Here is an 18218-nt window from a genome sequence, read left to right as displayed (position 1 = left end):
ACGATGGCCCGGAAGGGAGTGTGTGCCGCTATACCACGGGTATAGATCTATTAAGGGCTATGGTTGTCACATTAACGGGCTTGGTGACTGCTTGCGATCGAGGCTGTGTGAAAACGCACCGGCCGTTATACTTTGCCAAGGTCCGCTGAGGAAATGGTGATGAAGCGATTCGTGGTAGGAGAAGCCCGAGGTCAAAGCACGTTGTTCCCCGCGCTTTTGGACGACTTCATCGCAGACGATAACCCGGTCCGTGCTATTGAGGCGTTCGTGGAGGGCCTCGATCTCAGAGGGCTTGGTTTCAAGGGCGTCGATCCGCATGCGACAGGAAGGCCCGCCTATCATCCCGCTGTACTACTAAAGCTCTATATCTACGGCTACCTCAATCGCATCCAGTCGAGTCGCCGCCTGGAGCGCGAGACGCAGCGTAATATCGAGCTGATGTGGCTAACGGAGCGCCTGACACCGAATTTCAAGACGATCGCAGACTTCCGAAAGGATAACGGCGAGGCCATCCGCCGTGTCTGTCGAGAGTTCATTGTGCTTTGCCGGCGGTTAGATCTGTTCTCACAAGCCATCGTGGCCATCGATGGCAGCAAGTTCAAAGCCGTCAACAACCGCAACCGAAATTTCACGGCGACCAAGATGAAACGTCGCCTTGAGCAGATCGAAGAAAGCTTCAACCGGTACCTTGGTCAGCTTGATGCAGCCGACCGAGACGAGCCTGCTCTGGTCGAAGCCAAGACAGCGCACCTGAAGGAAAAAATCATGAAGCTCCGGGAAGAAACTGCACGATTACAAGCAGTTGAGGAAGAGAGGCTGAAGTCTCCCGATCAGCAAGTGTCTTTGACGGATCCGGATGCCAGAGCGATGGCCACCAATGGCAGAGGTATCGGAAGTGTGGGCTACAACGTACAGGCTGCGGTCGATAGCCAGCACCATTTGATTGTGGCGCATGAGGTGACCAACATCGGGCATGACCGGGGGCAGCTCTCTAACATGGCCAAGCAAGCGCGGGAGGCCACTGGCATCAAGGAGCTGAAGGTCGTGGCTGACAGAGGCTACTTCAAGGGCGAGGAGATTCTGGCCTGTCACAAGGAAGGGATCACTACCTATCTCCCCAAGCCGCTGACATCGCCAAGCCAGGCAAAGGGCTTTTTCCCAAGAGACGCATTTCGGTATCTCCCTGAAAGTGATGAATATTCCTGCCCCGCTGGACAGCGGCTCACATGGCGGTATGAAACAATAGATAAAAGGATGAAGCTGCATGCTTACTGGAGTTCGGCATGTGCAACCTGCGCCATGAAAGAAAAATGCACGACTGGAAAGCAACGACGGATCAAGCGTTGGGAGCACGGAAATGAGTCTTCATATGTTGGCGTACAACCTGAAGCGTGTCATAAAGATCTTGGGAGTCAATGGGCTGATGAGGGCTGCGAGGGTGTAACAGCCCTTTTTCTCATGTTTTCAAAGACCATAAGGGCGAGATATGAGCTTTCTGATGGTTTCATGATTTCCATATCTCACAACAGCATCAGTCGCCAACCATCCAAGCAATGGCTTGTGTGGGCTCAACAGGAAGCTGAGGGGGCAGATTCTTGAGTCAGGCCAGATTTTATCTGTTTTCACACGGCCAGGACCCTTAAGGGGACATTCCGGCAAAGTCATCAGGCCGTACTAAGGTCGTGACGTTTATTCCGGAAGTGAGCCATTAAGCAAGGATATGTAACCTTTGAAAGCAGACCCAGCAACAAGAGAAGTTGAATCCAGTGATACCCTTGACGAAAACCCACCAAGCTAACGGTTGGAAGTTGCGCGGTGGCCCAGCGGGACTCCACCTATTCAACCGCACCACGGGCCTGAACGCCCTTATTGATGAGATCACTGTTCCTGCGTCGCTCTATTCCCGAGCACCACGACAGGTCTCTATTGCGCTCACGAACCGCTGCGATTTAGCCTGCGCTCATTGCTACGCGCCGAAGTCCCGTGACGCACTTCGGTTCGACATCGTCACCCAATGGCTGGCCGAGCTCGACTCGCTTGGTGCCTTCGGCGTCGGTTTCGGCGGCGGCGAGCCGACGCTCTACCCTGAGTTTGAGAGGCTCTGTCAGCACGTGGCGCGGGAAACCGGGCTTTCAGTATCGTTCACGACCCACGGGCACCATATCGATGAAGGTCTCGCCGAGGGCCTCAGCGGCAGCGTCAACTTTGTTCGCGTAAGTATGGACGGCGTAGGAGAGACCTACGAGTCAATCCGCCGGCGATCCTTCCCCGCGCTTCTCGCTCGTCTGAAGCACATCCGATCCATCTGCCGTTTCGGCGTCAACGTCGTGATCAATGAGCGCACATTGCCCGACCTAAATGAAGCCGCCATCGTTGCCGAGGATGCTGGCGCCTGCGAGCTGCTGCTGCTGCCACAGATTCCCGTGAGCGGCGTCCCAGGGATCACGCCGTACATATTGCACGGACTTCGACGTTGGGTCGATGATTACAGGGGGGCGCTTAAACTCTGCATTAACGAGGCGAGCGCCGAAGGGTTTCCGACTTGCAATCCCTTGATCGAGGAACGAGGTCTTCGCGCTTACGCGCACATTGACGCGATGGGCGTGCTCAAGCACTCCTCCTATGCTGAGACCGGCATTCCACTTGGTGAGGGCAGTTTGCTGCCGGGGCTCGACCAACTCGCCCACGACCTCGCGGAGAACGACACATGAAGATCTGGTACCAATATGGCTCCGAGCATTCTGCGAACTTGGTGATGATCGGGCGCTTCGAGAGCGCCGCTGAGGCTACTAGGGCCAAAGAGATCATTGATGCGTTGATGAAACAGGTCGACAAGGATCATTCCAATGGCACTCTCACTTTGGGCAGCCCTTCGGATCGGTACAGCAATGAGATGCTCGATTTGATCGCACGCTTGAACGTCTCCATTGGACCGCAGGAGGTAGAGCAGTTCGCATACGAGGTCACTGTCGAGGTCGATGAGAGTGATATCGTCCTGTCGACGGAGGAACTCGACATCTCAGCATTCCTCAAGGTGATGTTTCTGAAGGGCGCGCGGATCGAAGTCTATTCGGCCCACGACTACCCGGACACTGCTTACGGGAGAGGAAAGTGAGCGTGGAGCCGCAATGCCAGCACTAAACTGGGAGATCTTCAAGGGATTGCCAGCGAGCGCCGAGAACAACTTCGAACTGCTCTGCCGAGGCATCGTACGCCTAAAATTCGGCAGATTCGGTGTCTTTCGCGCCCTCGCGAACCAACCAGGTGTTGAGTTCCATCTCAAGCTCGACGAACGATGCGAATCGCTCGGCGACCCGGGCCGTTGGTGGGGTTGGCAGTGCAAGTGGTACGACCTCGCTGCCAACGGTGCGTTGGGCGCGACAAGGCGAGCAAAGATCGAGGAAGGCATCCGAAAGACAGAGGCCCATCTTCCTGGCCTTACGGATTGGGTCTTGTGGACGCGCCGTACGCTGACCAAGAAAGACCAAGAGTGGTTCAATGGGCTCTCATCGAGGATGAACCTCCACCTATGGACCGGAGACGAGATTGACAACCTCCTCAGCGGTCAGGCCACCGTTCTCCGTAACACCTACTTCGGCGAGCTGGTGCTGACGCCGGACATTCTGCGTGAACTCCACGAGCAGGCTGTCGCTCCGATTCGAGCAAGGTGGCAGCCAAACGTGCACCACGTAGGCGAGGCGGAGCGGGAGCTGTGTCGAATGCTCGGTGAATCAGAGTCGTGGGACGTACTGCGAGTGTTGTCGCGCGATCTGCGCGCGACTACACAGACGGTAGAAAACTCGCCACCAGTGCCCCCTCTGCTCGCACCGCTCGTGTCGGACGTCGTAGCAACGGCAAGGCAATCAGCAGACACACTGGACAGGGTCGCGGAAGGCATCAGCAGCGGCGACCTTGATCTGCTTCGCGACGAACTCAGAGCCAGGCCCCATGTGCTTCCTGAAATCGTGGCGACAACCCCTCGGCGACTTCGAGCCGGAAACCACCGAGCGGGCCTCTACGCGACGAACGCTGTCGCTGGATGCCACGATACCGTACGGGCCCTCGGAGACGTCGAAAGCGCCTTTTCATCTCGAATCGTCGCGGTTCTGGCACCGGCAGGTTGCGGGAAGACGCACCTCGCAGCTCAACTCACCGCAGGAGCACCTGCGCGTCCCCATGGCGTGCTACTGCATGGCCGAGACCTGCACGCGAACCACACCCTCGACGACTTGGCTCGCCGAGTGTCGATCGCGGCTCAGCCCGTTCCGAGCATGGAGTCTCTGCTGGCAGCGGTAGATGCCGCTGGTCAGCGCGCGCGTCACCGGCTGCCCATCCTCATCGACGGGCTAAACGAGTCGGAAGAGCCACGGATATGGAAGCCTCTCCTTGCCTCCTTGGAGACCACGCTCGCGAAGTACCCCTACGTGCTGTTGGTCTGCACGCTGCGCCCCGAGTTTGTGGACGATGCGCTTCCCCATGAGACACGCCGCGTCGAGATCATAGGATATGGATCTGAGACCATCGAGGCAATTCGTGAGCACTTCCGCCACTGGAAGATCGACGCCACGGACGTGTCGTTGCCGGTTGAGCTCCTCGAACACCCGCTGACCCTAAGACTCTTCTGCGAGGTGACGAACCCGACGCGGAAGAAGGTTGTCGGCGTCAGCGCGATGCCGGGCTCTTTAACTGCGCTCTTCGAACGCTATCTGGAGCAAGTAAGCGTTCGGGTGGTCGAGTTGGCCTCTCGTGCACACCGCTTTTACGGGCAGGACGTGAACGCGGCACTTTCGAAGATCGCGAACAAAATGTGGGAGTCGAGAACCCGCGTCGTAGAGTTCGACGAGCTACGAAACCTTCTCGGTGACGCACAACGCCCGTGGGACCAGAGCCTCGTGCGGGCACTGGAGCATGAAGGCGTCCTCCTCCGTATGCCTTCGAACGGGAACGATGCGTTCGTACCCGTCTACGACCTCCTGGGTGGGCACATCATCGCCAACGCGCTGCTTGCGACACATGGTCAGATCTCCTTCGGGAGTTGGATCAACACGCCCGACGCAACGACCTCGTTGGCTGGTGACTACGAGGTCCGACACCCGCTCGCCGAGGATATCGTCCTATCGTTGGTTGGGCAGGTTCCTCGACGGTTTCCCGCGGAGCAGCTCTGGCAGATGGTGGATGTGCCTCTGCGGGGGCATGCTCTGCGGTTGGCGGCATACCTTGAACCAGCGTCTCTGGATGCGTTGACAGTCGACGCACTGCTTGAACTTGTATGCGAAGGAGACGCTGGGCTCCTTGAGCGCCTGTGGGAAGTACGAGGGATGCAAGGCCATCCGCTTAATGCCGAGGCTCTGGACCGAGCACTGCGGACGATGACGGTCTCAGACCGCGACCTTCGGTGGACGGAGTGGCTTCGGAGGAACGCAGACGACGTCCTGGCGAGAGGCCACAGTGTGATCCGTGACCTAAAGTACCTCGAGGAGCGTTGGCGAAGCGAGCAAGTGCGTACAGGCGATCGCCTGCGTGTTCGCTGGGTTATGTGGACGCTAACGAGCACGGTCCGACGACTGCGGGATCAGGCGACATGCGCGCTTTACTGGTTCGGACGCGTCGACCCCGAAGGGCTTTTCACGCTGACCATCGACTCCCTGACGGTAAACGACGCCTACGTGGGTGAGCGCATGCTCGCAGCCTCGTACGGCGTTGTGATGAGTCACCAGCGCACAGACGCGCAGTTTGCGCTCATCCTGAAAACGTTTCTCGAACAGCTCGCATCCTCGCTCGTGGGGACGTCGGCAACCGCCCCCACACACCATTACCTTGCGCGACTCTACGTGAGAGGAATCGTCGTCTTCGCTGCGAAGTTCTACACATCCAGTCTTCCACCCTCCCTGAGTGCCACATGGTCGTTCGCAACGCCTGCACCTGTTCAACCCCTCGTAAAAGGCGCTCCGGGGGCTGACGAAGCAGGACAGACGCTCCACATGGACTTCGAGAACTACACGCTGGGGAAGTTGTTCGACGATCGCAGGAACTACGACATGAACCACACAGGGCACCAAGCAGCGGTGGCTCATGTGCGCGGAGTCGTGCGGGCTCTCGGATGGCGAAAGGCAACCTTCGAGAGGCTGGACAGTAGAATTGATGAGGATGCCTATCGGTATGGCCGAGGAAACCAGCCGCCTGCGGAGCGCTACGGGAAGAAATATGGCTGGATCGGCTATTTCACGTACGCTGGCGTATTGGAGGAGCGCGGGCAGTTTCCGCGTGAGAATCACCCCTTCTCCGATGTCGATATCGATCCATCTTTCCCAGAGACGCCGCCCACTGACGGGGACACCTCGGTTCCCGAGGCATGGCTATTGCCAAACGTGAAAAGACACGAGAACTGGATACGTACGACCACCACGTCAATGCCGCTTAGCCTCCTTCGACGGGATAGTATCGGCGAGTTCGCCGGTCCATGGTTTGCTGTCCACGGCTTCGTCAAGGCCGCCGATCATGTCCTTGGGCGCGAAGCCTGGGCTTTTATCTCGGCCTTTGTAACGGACAAGATGAACGCGCCGTCTTTGTGCGCCGCTCTAGAAGCCGGGACGCGACCGCGGCGGGCTGGGAACGTCCCTAACGACCACTACGTTTTTGCTGACGAGATCCCCTGGCACCCAAACTTTGCCTTCTTAGCCCTCGACGAGGACGCGTACCGAGAGAATGTTCTCATCGGTACCGATACGGTGAACGTCGAGGTGCTAGCGCACGAGTACGCGTGGGAGAGCTACCATAGTGAAATGAATCGTGCGGGCAGCACCCGAGTTCCATCGAATCCCTTCTCCGCTCGGTTCGACCTTCGCAGCGCTCCACAGTCCTTTGACCAGTTCTTACCCGACGGAACTCGAGCCACGATCACACTCGGCGGAGTCGATGGATTTGATGCTGACATTCTCTATGTTCGAGAGGACCTGCTCGAGCAGTACGTAGGCGAGCGCACCATCGTTTGGTTTGTGTTTGGCGAGCGGGAGCTACGACCATATCCATCGTCGCAACCAGAATGGCTTCTGGAGGCGAGCCGGCAACAGGAAAACGCATGGTGCGAGGTGCTGACCGATGCAGACCTCAAACAGAATGCGAAAGTCGCCGGAAGGAAGCGGTGACCACGCCACCACACAGTTGCCTGTGGAGCCGGCTGCAGCGGAGCGTTAAATGAATTTGCGAAATGACCGCTTTTGGCCGCTACTAGACGACTATTGCCATGCCATTCGCTAGCGTGCATCCAATCTACAGAACAGCCTCCAGGCCTTTGCGGTCAAGCAGGTTCAATAGCTTCAGCGATGGCCCGCTGGGGTGCTTGTCGCCTTGCTCCCACTTCCTGACCGTGGATACGCTGGTGTTGAGCACTGCGGCCAGTACTGCCTGGCTGAGTTTGAGCTCTTCGCGCAGGGCACGAATCTTCTCGCTGTCGTAAGCCGGCACTGGCTCGATGCACAGGGCGTCAAATCGCGCCATCTTGCGCTTGTCGATGAATCCCAGGCGGTGCAGATCCTGGGCGGTTTTATGCACGGCATCGAGAATAGGGCTATTGGCATTGGTGTTCATGACAAATCTCCTGTAACGATCCGTCCTGCACGGCCTCATCAAGCTGACGGGATGTGCGCATCAGCAACTCGGCGGCGATGGACTGCAACGCTTCTCGCTCGGACGCCGTGATATTGGCACGGTGATTCTTCGCAAAGCCGAAGACGAAGAACCAGCGGTCGTGCTGGTTGGTGGCGACGAGGGTTCGCACGCCGCCACGTTTGCCGCGACCGGCCAGGCCGACGCGCTTCTTGACAACGCCACCACCCAGATCGGCATCGATCAGGCCCTGGCGCATTTCGCTGACGGCAGCGCAGAGCGCGTGGTCGGTCAGCTCCGTCTTGCGCATCCAGCGCTGAAAGTAGCGTGTCTTGAACACTCGATCCATATGAAATATGCCACTTAGTGGCACCCTTGTCTAGTGAGAACGATAACCCGGAAGGCTGCCTGTTCCGCTATACCACGGGTATAGCTCGCCATTTCTGCTTGGTTGTTCAGGGCAGTCCCAGGGACGAGCGCAATCGGGCGATATGTTCCTGAGCCACCGCGGGGTCGACAGGTGGTTGCGGGGGTGGTCGTGGCTCTGGTGTCGGGCCGGCCCCTGGTGTTTGCTGTCCCGCCCAGGGGTGGAACTCGCCGCGCATGGCCTTCTGGATAAGCCCGAACAGATAGCCAGCCGGGTTGCGTACCGTGCTGGCCCGGCAGCGGGCCTCCCACTCGTCGAGAATCGCCTGGTGCATTGCCGGTTCCACCGATTGCAATGCTGCCAGAGCGCCCGATTGCTGTTCTGCCTTCAGCGCCTTGAAGCGCGCGGGCAAGCGCAGGTCGCTTTGCGCGCGCGGTACCGTACGTACGTCTTTTCTATTACTACGTACGGTACGGTCCGTCTTCGGATACCGAAGAACGCCGGTTTTGCTGGGTTTTCCTCCTGCTTCGGATGCCGAAGAGGGCGGCGGTAAATTTCGAAGAAGGTCGTCCTGGCCGTCTTCGGATTCGTGACCCGCTTCATCCTGTGGATAACCGGCGGTGCCCGCCCAATCCTGGGCCGCCAGTCGCTGCGACAGCACCTGCAGCCGGGTGGGCAGTAGCCGGCCGCTCAACATTGGATCGTCGGCCATCTCCTTGAGCGTATGCACACCGACCCGCTGCACGGCCTTGCTGGCGTGAGCCAGTGCCTGGCTGACCAGGCCCAGGTAGTCCGGGTCGAGCTGCATCGCTTCAAAGGGTGTCAGTGGTTCGTCGTGCAGTACGTACAGGTTGCCCTGTATCCGGCCGCTCGTTGGGTCACGCCGACGACGCACCAAGCTGATCCAGCGCGTCAGCCGCAGCAGGATCAGCGCTCGCGCCACGGTTTCGTGCGAAGCCCTGCCCGCGCAGGGCTTCGACGCCAGGTAGGGACTGAGTTGCTCGTAGGTGGGGAAGGTGGTGATGCCGTCGTCGTTGAGCAGCAGCCAGCACACTTGCCAGGCGTTGCGTTCCAGCGGCGTCAGCCGTGGGTCAAGCAGCAGCGTGCGTGGCACACTGTCATGGCGGTTGCCGCTGAAGAGGATACCATCGCGCTGCGTAACTTCTGGCGGCGACAGCCGTTGCTGGGCCTGGTCGAACAGCGTGTTCAGCGATACCGGCTCGGTGAAGGAGGGCGCGCTCATGGTCAGACTAGCCCTGCATCGATCCATCCGTGGATAGCGCCCCAGATCACCGAGATCGGCAGGTCCATGCGCTCGGCCAGCTCTGCCGTAACGGCGAGCATCGTCATGTCGTCATCGTGGGCGACGTCGCGTTGCTTGACGATGGCCGACCATTGCCGCCACAGCTCCGCGTCCTGCTCTTCGGTAAGCACGGGGTGGCGGCCCTTGCGCTTGGGCAAGCCGAGCACACTGCGACGCAACGCGATCTCCTGGTGCGATAACCCATAAAAACGACTGATCATCTCCGTGCTGGCGCCCAGGCGCAGCAGGCGATCGATCTCTTCGATCTCTTGGGTGGCATTGTCCACTTGGCGTAGCAGGCGCTGTAGCACCTCGCGGTTGACCGTCACTGAGCACCACGACACCCTGGCGTTGACCAGCACGCTGATCAGCGCCGGGTGCTTGAGCGCCTCCAGGTCTTCGTCATCGAATCCTATTGCCTTGCAGCGACGCAACTGGCCGTTGCGCAGGTCGTGCAGTGCCTGGGCGATCACGGCCTGATTGAGCGGATGGGGGCCAGACATGACGTGTTCCGCCTCATGTGCCCGGCATGGCGTCGCCGCCATCCGCCATGCCCGCTTCGATATCGAGCAGGTAACGGGCCAATCGAATCAAACGGAAGAGCTTGACCAGGCCGTCGTCGCTGAGCCGGGGCAGGGCCGGATCTGTCGCCAGCGTGCCTTGCAGTAGGGCGGCCAAGTCAGCGGCCAACGCCGAGGTGCTAGGGAGTGGCGCCGAAGCTGAGGCGGGATAGCTCAACGTCAAGGCGTGGAGCAGGGCCAACAGCACGCGGCGCGGTGGCATCTGAACGCCATCATCGTCCGTATAGCAACGAAAGCCGATGCCATCGTCGATCGCCTCGATATGTGTCGCCAGCTCGGCCTCGGCGGCGATCTCGCTGGCGAACTGCGCGATGTGGATACGTAGCCGCTCAGGCGTACCCAGACTGGGATCGATGTACCAGACATCGGAGATCGGGTAGAGGCCCCCCGCCTGCACAGGGATGGCTTGCAGGACATTGCCCTCGAAATCGGGCGGCGTGTCGCCGGTATGCTCGGCCACCAGGCGCTGAATCGATTGCAGACGCTCGGTGGTAGGCACGGGTGAGACGATATGCTCCTGAAGCAGTGCGCTGCGCTCGTCTTGATCGTCCTGATCGTTCTCGTGTTCCGATTGATCGCTCGCGCCTGGATTGTCCTCGAGGGACGGCGACGGTGGTACTGGCTTAGCCTGCGCACTGGGTGACCGGGCGAGTTTGGACTGAGCCTGGCACTGAGGCGACGTATCGGAGGGCGGGGACGCTGACGTTGCCGCATCGCTATCCTCCGATGCGGCTGATGGTGAGAGCGAGGACGGGATAGCAGGACATGCGGGCGTGCTTTGCCCGGCATCGGTGGGTTCCGTGCTCAGCAGACGCCAGCGTTGGTCGGAATCGTCGATCTCCAGGGCGAGCACGTCGTAACCCGTTCCCAGCAGGTCGACCATCTGGCCGATCAACTCATCCTGGACCCGCGTGACGGAGAAGCTATCGGGATCGCCGTCGAACGTCGCCAGCACGTCCTGAAACAGCGTGGGAAAATCGACCTCCAGCCGGTTGGCCGCGACGCGGGCGGACCACGTGCGTTCGCCGGCGCGCCGCAGGGCGGTCAGTTGCTCGACCTGGTGCCGTCCCAAGCCGCCATACAGCACGCTCGGAATGGCCGGTAACAGGTAGCGCACGGCGTCCTGCATGCGGCTGATGTGAGGTTGGGGCACGGGGTAGCCGTCCACCTTCAGACGCCGGGCCAGTTCGGACTGCGACAGCGACTTACCGTCTTCCTGCTCATAGAGTTCGCGGACTTTCTCGACGGCGAGGGCTCGCTCGATAAAAGACAGGCCGCCATGTAGCTCGTTCTCGGCCAGATGGCCGGTCAGCGCAATGATCTCGCCGCGTTCTGACCAGGGCCGGAACAGGCAGGGGATGCGGAAGAAGCGCGCGTCCTTGGTTTCCGTCCACAACTCCTTGAGGATGGCGAGCCGTGTGTTGCCGCCGTTGCGGATGATGTAGACGTCCTGGCCGGGACGGCGGGTGATCGCGGGTGGGGCGTCCAGGCCGCGTTCGCGGATCGAGGCCCTGATTTCGTCGTAGCGTGGATTGCGGGTGATGCGTGGATCGTGCTCGTAGGGATGAAGCTGGTCCAGTGTCACCACCATCGGCGTATCCGCGAGCGGGTCGCTGAGTGTTGTCGCTGTCGTCTCATCGCGCTGAAAGCCATCGACCAGCAGCTTGGCAGTCATGTCTTGGGGGGAGCTCTCAGCCATGCGATGGCCCTCCCTCCGTTGGTGACGCCTGCGGCTCGTCGGCCTGTCGCTGCGCTCGGCGTAGTTGGGCACGGGCGTTGCGTATGGTTCGGTGGTCGCTGGCGGTCGAGCTGGTGTAGATGGCCGGCAGCCCCGGCTTGACGAATTTCAGATGTCCGCCCGAGGTGCGCATCACCTGCCAGCCCTCGCTCTGGGCAAAGTCGATCAGCGGTTGCAGCCGCTTGTGGCCCCGGGCCAGATTACGGGTGTTGGGCATGGGGCACCCTCCCATCGGGTTTTCCGGAGACTTGGGCGAATGTCTCCCGCCATGGCGGGAACAGCTCGCTCGCCAGGGCGCGGACGATCTCCAGCGCGGCCGGCGCCACCCGGCCCGAGGGGCGCCGATGCTCGACGCGATGGACCGGCAGGCCCTGTGTCGCGGCGCGGGGGAATGCTTCGATCGCCGGCACCTCGGTACGCAGGACCCGGACATCGGCGCGATCGTGGAAGATCTGGCGCAGTGTCTGCTGGATCAGCCGCGCATTCGCTGACACCGAAGGCACCCGGTTGAGGAGCAGATGCAGCGGTGGAGGTGGGATGCCGAGGTGGCGGTAGGGGGCGATCTCCTCGATGAGTTGCAGCGTGCCACGCCGCAGTTCCCGCGCCGCCAGTATCTCGGGCGTGACCGGAGAGAGCGCCAGGTCCGACACCAGCACTGCCATCTCCAACAGCACGCTGCGTGCGCCTTGGGTGTCGATCAGCAGCAGGTCATAGTGGGGCTGGAACACCGGTAGCAGATTGCGCAATCGCAGTCGTCCGTCCGGAGCGTGCAGCAACAGGGTGTTCAGGCCACTGGTGTCGTTTGAGAGCACCACGTCCAGCCCCTCGATGACGGTGCGTGACGCCAGACGCGCGATGTTTCCCTCGTTGAAGGTCAGCAGTTCGTAGATGCCGTTGGGCGCACGGCTGTTCAATGCGAAGTAGCTCGACAGTGTGGGCTGGATATCCAGATCCAGCAGCAGCACGCGAAGGCCCGCGTCGGCCATGAAGCCGCCGAGGTTGGCGGTCGTCGTGGTCTTGCCGACGCCGCCCTTGGTGGAAATGATCGAAATCACCTGCATGACGTCGCTCCGTATCGGGTGAGCACCTGAACGGGCGGTATCAACCGCGCTCCTTGAGACGATCGGCGATCCACTGGTCGATCTCCACGGAATCCCAGCCGACGGCGCGTACCCCCAGGCGCATGGCTTGAGGAAACTTGCCCTCCTTCATCAAGGCGTAGATATGGGCGCGCTTGAAGCCGGTCTTGGCTTCGACTTCGGTGCGGCGCAGGATACGGCGCTCAATGGGCACTGGGGGATGTGTTGCACTTTGATCAAACATGATGGTCACTCCTGAACGCTCATTGGCGTTATTCAGATGTGACTCCAATTAAATATGGCCTGGCGGTAATGGACACCCTAAATGGGGTTTTCGCAGCCCCGGATAGGGTCTTGCCAATCCATGCAATTACAGTCGCCGCTTTGCCTCCGCGAACTTGTTTTCCAGTGTACTTTGAGAGATGCCCAGTAGGTTCCCATGATGGGCGACCAAGGCACTGATGATGGCGTCTTGTGTCTTGAAGTTGGAGTACGGAATCCCCGATGGCGACGTGCTCAACATGAGGTGCACGAGGCCGCCGATGATATGCAGGTAGGTGGCCTCTGCCCGGTGACTCATTTCATTGGGCTGGGAGATTTTTCCCAGTAGACTGGCATGCTGCTGGGTCAGCGCCTGATGCGTGTCCTTCAGGCTCTGCAGTCGCCGATCGGCATGGTTAAACTTATCTCGCCAGACGTCACGCTCAATCAGTAATGCCTGAACGGATTGCAAGGTAATAGCCGGATGAAGTTGCCGCTCGAGATCGTCGAAGAGGAAGGACGGTTTTTGGTTGGGGTAATAGCGTTGCATCCAGCGACGAAGATCGACATGTCGTATTGTGAGGTCTGGATCGTCTAGCAATGATGGATCATTGCATGTGATACCGTACTTCCCATATGGTAGTTCACCATTACGTGAGGCATCCAGAATGCGTTCGATATTCAATCGTAGCAATGGCCACTGTGATAACTCACCACAAGCAGGAATAGTATTGTTTCCTACGACATTGAGAATGTGTGACTCGAACCTAACCAGTCCACTCCAGCGGATGGCTGCTTCAATGGGACGATAGTAGACTTTGGAATAGTAGTGACGGTTATCTTTGCGCATTTCCGGCCCCCTGTCTAACCATTTCAATATAACTGAGTCCTCTTGGTTCGGACGTCGTCATGCTATTGCCGAAGTTGGACGTAGCGTCGACAGTGCTAGTTTGGTAGCAGAGTGAGGATGGTCGTAACGATGTATATGAGCTACTACAGCCCCCCTTTCTTTAATGAAGTCCCTCAACCATTAACGCCAAGCCTCCTTTCGACGAAAAAAATTCTCGGTAGGGTGCCGAAAATTTAGAGCTTCTGGAGTGAAATAACCCTTGTTTCATGATAGGAGTAAGATACGGGCGATAAAGTTGTCATGTTTCATATGCTTAGCCTAATATGGGGTGCTCAATAATTCGGGTCGATTGGGGCGGTGGTATACAATCAAGAGAGGTTGAATCAACTAGACAGTTTTAGCGATAATATGAAATAACTCACAAAATTTGTCCTATGAAAATGATTTGATGAATGACTGTTGAACCGTACCGGCTTTCTCGGAGACCCGTTGGTTTGAGTCAGGCCGCCTTCTTGGCCTGACCCTGTTGCTCATAATACAGCGCTTCTCGTTCGGCCGGCGGCATGTTACCGATCGGCTCCAAGAGCCGCCGATGATTGAACCAGTCGACCCACTCCAGGGTGGCGAACTCAACGGCCTCCAGGTGCCGCCATGGCCCGCTTCGTCGGATCACCTCCGTCTTGAACAACCCGATCACTGTCTCGGCCAGCGCGTTGTCATATGAGTCGCCGACACTCCCGACAGACGGGGCGATGCTGGCGTCCTCTAAGCGCTCTGTATATCGAATCGAGATTATATTGAACGCCCCTGTCGCTATGGTGGATCAAGTCGCGGTCAGGTCGCTGAGGACGCTCATGGAGCGCCTGCTCCAGCGCATCTAACACCATATCGGTGCGAGGTGAGCGGGAGACTCGCCAGCCGATGATCCGGCGGGCAAAGGCATCGATGACGAAGGCGACATAGACGAAGCCCTGCCAGGTCGCGACATACGTAAAATCCGATACCCATAGTGCATTTGGCTGAGTCGGCTGAAACTGCCGCCGCACCAGGTCCGCTGGAGAGGCCTGGTTGGGATCTGGCACGGTCGTTCGGACCGGCCTGCCTCTCACCACGCCACGTAGCCCCATCAGGCGCATCAGGCGCTCGACGGTGCAGCGAGCGGAAGGGATCGCTTCTCGATGCAATTGGCGCCAGACCTTGCGAATGCCATAGACACCGAAGTTCTCGTCCCAGACGCGCTGGATTCCAGCGCACAGCCAGCGATCACGCTGGATGCGGGGTGGCGCGCGATCAGGCTGGGCGTCACGGGCCTTGTGCTCGTAGTAGGTCGCCGGGGCGATCGGCAGCACGCGGCAGATCGGCTCGACCCCGTACGACGCCCGGTGATCGTCGATGAACTCGATCATCACTTGCCGCGGCGCAGGCGGCTTGCCCGTCGCACTCCGTCTGGGCAAAATACGCGGACGCCTTACGCAGGATCTCGTTGGCCTGCTTCAACTCCCGGTTCTCGCGCTCCAGCGCCTTGATCCGCTCACGCTCTGAGGTCGTAGTGCCTTCACGACGACCCGCATCACACTCTGCCTGCCGGACCCAACTCCGCAGGGTTTCCGGTGTGCAGCCGATCTTGGGGGCAATGGCGTCGATGGCCGCCCACTGCGAGGGGTAGTCAGCCTCGTGCTCGAAGACCATGCGAATCGCCCGCTGACGGACTTCGGAGGGAGTAACGTTTTGATGTGCTCATGGCTCCATCTGTGATGCTTTTTGTACGGCCGATCCGGTCGTGTTGAGTTGGGGCGGATGCGGGACGTCTGACTCTTACCTCCACTGGCGAGATGCCTTCGAGAGGACATGTCGATGCCCGTATTCGTCCCGGCTCGCGCCAAGTGGAGCTGGCTTGATCAGGAGCTTGACCGCTGCACGCGAGTGCAGCGTGTCCCATCGCAGATATGCCGCAGCTTGGTCCCGCGATCGCCGACCTTGAATCCAAACTGTTGCAGGAGCCGAGTTATGGTCGCATTAACCCAGACTACTGAACTGGTGGTCGGTGTCGATCCCCATAAACACACGCACACGGCCGCGATCATCGTCGCCTCGACGGGGGGACTGCTCACCGATTTAACCGTGTCGGCGGATCCCGATGGCTTCGAATCGCTTATGACAACAGTCCAGCGCTACAGTGGGACGCGATGCTGGGTAATCGAGGGTTGTGGCCAATGGGGTCGCGGTCTCGCCGCCTGGTTGATGGCTCGTGATGAGACCGTGCGTGAAATCGACAGCCCGCGTCGCGCGGCGCGCCGCATGGGTAAGAAAGACGATACGATCGATGCGTTGCGGGCTGCCCGTGAAGCCATAGGGCGCAACAATCTAGCTGAGCCGCGAGGACTTGGAGATCGCCAGGCGCTGGCGATGCTCATGAGCGCCCGCCGCTCGGCGGTACAAATGACCGGCGACACCGAGCGACAACTGCATGCGGCCGCTGCCACATGCCCTGAGCCGTTGGCTCGCCGCCTTCGAGGACTTAAAACACATCGGCTTGTCACGCTATGTGCCCAGTGGCGCCCCACGGGCGATAACGTGACTCAAAGTATCGCGCAAACCATGCGCAGGATGGCGCGACGCATTCTTGAACTGCGGGCCGAAGCGTTCGCTTATAAGCAGCGAATCGAAGCCTGGGTTAGAGTCTGCCGGCCCGATCTACTTGATCTCGTTGGTGTCGGTCCGATTACAGCCGCGCAGTTGCTAATGACGTGGTCCCATCGCGGTCGGTTCCGTAATGAGGCGGCCTTCGCCATGCTCGCCGGCGTGGCGCCGCTGCCGGCATCTTCCGGTCTCATTACCCGCCATCGGCTGAACCGCCGAGGCGATCGGCAACTCAATGCCGCACTACACGTCGTCGCGATACAGCGCCAGCGTCACGATGCGCGAACGCAAGCCTACTTCGAGAAGCGGCGTGCCGAAGGCAAAAGCGATCGTGAGATCCGACGTTGCTTGAAGCGCTACATCGCGCGCGATCTATTCCGAGTGCTGGAAAAAACTGCTTGACAGACAATAGGAGCGTCCTCTCAAGGTTTGGAGCCTCCGGGAATCCCGGTACGGTTCACTGTTGTAATATCACAAACAACAGGGCAGCGAGTAGTGCAGTAGAAAATTGAGGTGACCTTCCCCTGCCCACCTTCTGAGAGGTCAGAACGCAATGTTCTTTTCATAAATGCTAGAAGGAAATTTACAGTACGTTGATTTACATCAAGCCTGGTGTTCTTAATTTTTATACATTGGCCTTACTCTGCTGAACGCCCGAGATGAGGTAAGTTATTGCTTCGTTATAGAAATGTAACTATGCGTAGATATATGCAGCTGTATAGATGGGGAGCTTCCGGCACCGTACCGCCGAAGAGCACGACCGGGTTGCGCCGCGGCTGATGACGCTCAGCCTGAGATCAGCTACAATGGTAAGTACACCATCTGTGTAGATTGTATTTCTAAAGGCGACTTAATATATAGCATATTGTTTTAATAAAGTTGCTGCCTAAGGGTATGGTTTAATGGATGTGGTATAGGGGGGGTATGTTAAATATTGTTGAGGATAGGATAAAAGAAATAGCGTCGAAAGATGAGTTTGAATCATGCATTGAAGATATGCTTTTTTCCTGTGGGGTGGAAAGGTATTCGTACGTTTACTTTCCTATATCCCCTAGCCAAGCAAGTGATGTCTATATTTTTGGAAACTATGATATAAACTGGGTTGATATTTATAAAAAGGAAAGGTTTTATCGAAAAGATCCGGTAATTATTGAGTCATCGAGGACTTCGCTTCCGTTTTACTGGAGCAAGCTCTCGGGTGAAACAGAAAAAGATTCTAATATCTTCGACCTTGCTCATGATTATGGAATTGAAAAAGGTTATTCAATACCTATACATGATCCGGGGAGTGGGTTTGGGTCAATTCATGTTGCAGCAGAGTTAAATGATGCAAAATTCGAAAGCAGAATAAAAGATAATTTATATGCGTTAAGGTTGCTTTCTATAATGGCTCACCATTACCTTTCTTTGGATGGAATGATGAGCTGCAGTATATGTTTCAGTGGAAGAGAAGAGGAGTGTCTTTACTGGGTGTCACAAGGGAAAACATACGGGGAAGCTGCCATTATAATGGGAATTACGGAGAGGACAGTAAAGTTTCATATGAATAGCATGGCCAAAAAGCTGAACGTTGTGAATGCCAAACAGTTAATAGCTAAATCTATGTCAATGAATCTTATACCTGCAAGGGTGAAATAACTTACGAAATAAGTATTATGCTGATGTTTATAAGTGATTGTTTTCCTCTGTCAAGTATAAAGAATGGCGATATTGATGAGGAATTTTTATTGGCCAATCTATTAAATGAATAAAACAGTGGCTTAGTGCTAGTCTGTCCAGCTTGTAAGATGGAAT

General features: G+C 58.1%; 14 protein-coding genes, 2 pseudogenes and 1 other annotated feature. Of the genes and pseudogenes, 6 read left to right on the top strand and 10 right to left on the bottom strand.

What is annotated here, in order from left to right; all coding sequences use genetic code 11:
- Nucleotides 1–159 precede the first annotated feature (159 nt).
- From C1H69_RS10290 to C1H69_RS10275, 4 genes and pseudogenes are all read left to right on the top strand, one after another.
- Nucleotides 160–1444: pseudogene (locus C1H69_RS10290) on the top strand (IS1182 family transposase).
- 331 nt (nucleotides 1445–1775) lie between these two features.
- Nucleotides 1776–2711: a radical SAM protein gene (locus C1H69_RS10285; protein ID WP_205738456.1), complete on the top strand. Its 936-nt coding sequence runs from the start codon at nucleotides 1776–1778 to the stop codon at nucleotides 2709–2711.
- Nucleotides 2708–3115: a DUF6375 family protein gene (locus C1H69_RS10280; RefSeq protein WP_102653317.1), complete on the top strand. Its 408-nt coding sequence runs from the start codon at nucleotides 2708–2710 to the stop codon at nucleotides 3113–3115. The genes C1H69_RS10285 and C1H69_RS10280 overlap by 4 nt, the downstream gene beginning before the upstream one ends.
- 13 nt (nucleotides 3116–3128) lie before the next feature.
- Nucleotides 3129–7145: an NACHT domain-containing protein gene (locus C1H69_RS10275; protein ID WP_102653316.1), complete on the top strand. Its 4017-nt coding sequence runs from the start codon at nucleotides 3129–3131 to the stop codon at nucleotides 7143–7145.
- 124 nt (nucleotides 7146–7269) lie between these two features.
- On the opposite strand, the gene C1H69_RS10270 is transcribed toward C1H69_RS10275, so the two are convergent.
- From C1H69_RS10270 to C1H69_RS10225, 10 genes and pseudogenes are all read right to left on the bottom strand, one after another.
- A complete protein-coding gene (locus C1H69_RS10270; RefSeq protein WP_102653315.1) occupies nucleotides 7270–7587 on the bottom strand; it encodes a helix-turn-helix domain-containing protein in 318 nt (105 codons plus the stop codon).
- On the bottom strand, nucleotides 7568–7954 hold the full coding sequence (locus tag C1H69_RS10265; RefSeq protein WP_102653314.1) for a type II toxin-antitoxin system RelE/ParE family toxin: 387 nt from the start codon (nucleotides 7952–7954) through the stop codon (nucleotides 7568–7570). The genes C1H69_RS10270 and C1H69_RS10265 overlap by 20 nt, the downstream gene beginning before the upstream one ends.
- A gap of 106 nt (nucleotides 7955–8060) precedes the next feature.
- Nucleotides 8061–9215: an STY4528 family pathogenicity island replication protein gene (locus tag C1H69_RS10260; protein ID WP_102653313.1), complete on the bottom strand. Its 1155-nt coding sequence runs from the start codon at nucleotides 9213–9215 to the stop codon at nucleotides 8061–8063.
- A gap of 2 nt (nucleotides 9216–9217) precedes the next feature.
- The gene (locus C1H69_RS10255) at nucleotides 9218–9778 is read right to left on the bottom strand and encodes a DUF2857 domain-containing protein (RefSeq protein ID WP_102653312.1); all 561 of its coding nucleotides are present in this window, start codon (nucleotides 9776–9778) and stop codon (nucleotides 9218–9220) included.
- 13 nt (nucleotides 9779–9791) lie between these two features.
- Nucleotides 9792–11555, bottom strand: coding sequence for a ParB family protein (locus C1H69_RS10250; RefSeq protein WP_102653311.1), 1764 nt, complete (start codon nucleotides 11553–11555; stop codon nucleotides 9792–9794).
- Nucleotides 11548–11811, bottom strand: coding sequence for a hypothetical protein (locus tag C1H69_RS10245; protein WP_102653310.1), 264 nt, complete (start codon nucleotides 11809–11811; stop codon nucleotides 11548–11550). The genes C1H69_RS10250 and C1H69_RS10245 overlap by 8 nt, the downstream gene beginning before the upstream one ends.
- Nucleotides 11795–12655: a ParA family protein gene (locus C1H69_RS10240; RefSeq protein WP_102653309.1), complete on the bottom strand. Its 861-nt coding sequence runs from the start codon at nucleotides 12653–12655 to the stop codon at nucleotides 11795–11797. The genes C1H69_RS10245 and C1H69_RS10240 overlap by 17 nt, the downstream gene beginning before the upstream one ends.
- Before the next feature lie 40 nt (nucleotides 12656–12695).
- The gene (locus tag C1H69_RS10235; RefSeq protein ID WP_102653308.1) at nucleotides 12696–12917 is read right to left on the bottom strand and encodes an AlpA family transcriptional regulator; all 222 of its coding nucleotides are present in this window, start codon (nucleotides 12915–12917) and stop codon (nucleotides 12696–12698) included.
- A 126-nt stretch (nucleotides 12918–13043) separates the two neighbouring features.
- Nucleotides 13044–13784 carry a receptor protein-tyrosine kinase gene (locus C1H69_RS10230; protein ID WP_102653307.1) on the bottom strand — a complete coding sequence of 247 codons (741 nt, stop codon included), beginning with the start codon at nucleotides 13782–13784 and terminating at the stop codon, nucleotides 13044–13046.
- Between the two features lie 499 nt (nucleotides 13785–14283).
- Nucleotides 14284–15525: pseudogene (locus C1H69_RS10225) on the bottom strand (IS3 family transposase).
- Nucleotides 15116–15246: a sequence feature (AL1L pseudoknot), on the bottom strand. (Overlaps the previous pseudogene by 131 nt.)
- A gap of 266 nt (nucleotides 15526–15791) precedes the next feature.
- On the opposite strand from C1H69_RS10225, the gene C1H69_RS10220 reads away from it, so the two are divergent.
- Nucleotides 15792–16826, top strand: coding sequence for an IS110 family RNA-guided transposase (locus C1H69_RS10220; protein WP_102653306.1), 1035 nt, complete (start codon nucleotides 15792–15794; stop codon nucleotides 16824–16826).
- Between the two features lie 522 nt (nucleotides 16827–17348).
- Nucleotides 17349–18062: a helix-turn-helix transcriptional regulator gene (locus C1H69_RS10215; protein WP_165789458.1), complete on the top strand. Its 714-nt coding sequence runs from the start codon at nucleotides 17349–17351 to the stop codon at nucleotides 18060–18062.
- The last annotated feature ends 156 nt before the right edge of the window (nucleotides 18063–18218 follow it).

Origin of the sequence: Billgrantia endophytica, assembly GCF_002879615.1 — a bacterium.
Classification (GTDB): Bacteria; Pseudomonadota; Gammaproteobacteria; order Pseudomonadales; family Halomonadaceae; genus Halomonas; species Halomonas endophytica.
The sequence above is the reverse complement of the archived record's forward strand: the minus strand, read 5'-3'. Positions and strand labels throughout refer to the sequence as shown.

What these genes read in the sequence shown, in the direction of transcription:
- C1H69_RS10250 (WP_102653311.1), bottom strand. Translation starts at nt 11,555, where the DNA reads ATGGCTGAGAGCTCCCCCCAAGACATGACTGCCAAGCTGCTGGTCGAT.
- C1H69_RS10265 (WP_102653314.1), bottom strand. Translation starts at nt 7,954, where the DNA reads ATGGATCGAGTGTTCAAGACACGCTACTTTCAGCGCTGGATGCGCAAG.
- C1H69_RS10245 (WP_102653310.1), bottom strand. Translation starts at nt 11,811, where the DNA reads ATGCCCAACACCCGTAATCTGGCCCGGGGCCACAAGCGGCTGCAACCG.
- C1H69_RS10280 (WP_102653317.1), top strand. Translation starts at nt 2,708, where the DNA reads ATGAAGATCTGGTACCAATATGGCTCCGAGCATTCTGCGAACTTGGTG.
- C1H69_RS10255 (WP_102653312.1), bottom strand. Translation starts at nt 9,778, where the DNA reads ATGTCTGGCCCCCATCCGCTCAATCAGGCCGTGATCGCCCAGGCACTG.
- C1H69_RS10215 (WP_165789458.1), top strand. Translation starts at nt 17,349, where the DNA reads ATGTTAAATATTGTTGAGGATAGGATAAAAGAAATAGCGTCGAAAGAT.
- C1H69_RS10260 (WP_102653313.1), bottom strand. Translation starts at nt 9,215, where the DNA reads ATGAGCGCGCCCTCCTTCACCGAGCCGGTATCGCTGAACACGCTGTTC.
- C1H69_RS10275 (WP_102653316.1), top strand. Translation starts at nt 3,129, where the DNA reads ATGCCAGCACTAAACTGGGAGATCTTCAAGGGATTGCCAGCGAGCGCC.
- C1H69_RS10240 (WP_102653309.1), bottom strand. Translation starts at nt 12,655, where the DNA reads ATGCAGGTGATTTCGATCATTTCCACCAAGGGCGGCGTCGGCAAGACC.
- C1H69_RS10270 (WP_102653315.1), bottom strand. Translation starts at nt 7,587, where the DNA reads ATGAACACCAATGCCAATAGCCCTATTCTCGATGCCGTGCATAAAACC.
- C1H69_RS10220 (WP_102653306.1), top strand. Translation starts at nt 15,792, where the DNA reads ATGGTCGCATTAACCCAGACTACTGAACTGGTGGTCGGTGTCGATCCC.
- C1H69_RS10235 (WP_102653308.1), bottom strand. Translation starts at nt 12,917, where the DNA reads ATGTTTGATCAAAGTGCAACACATCCCCCAGTGCCCATTGAGCGCCGT.
- C1H69_RS10230 (WP_102653307.1), bottom strand. Translation starts at nt 13,784, where the DNA reads ATGCGCAAAGATAACCGTCACTACTATTCCAAAGTCTACTATCGTCCC.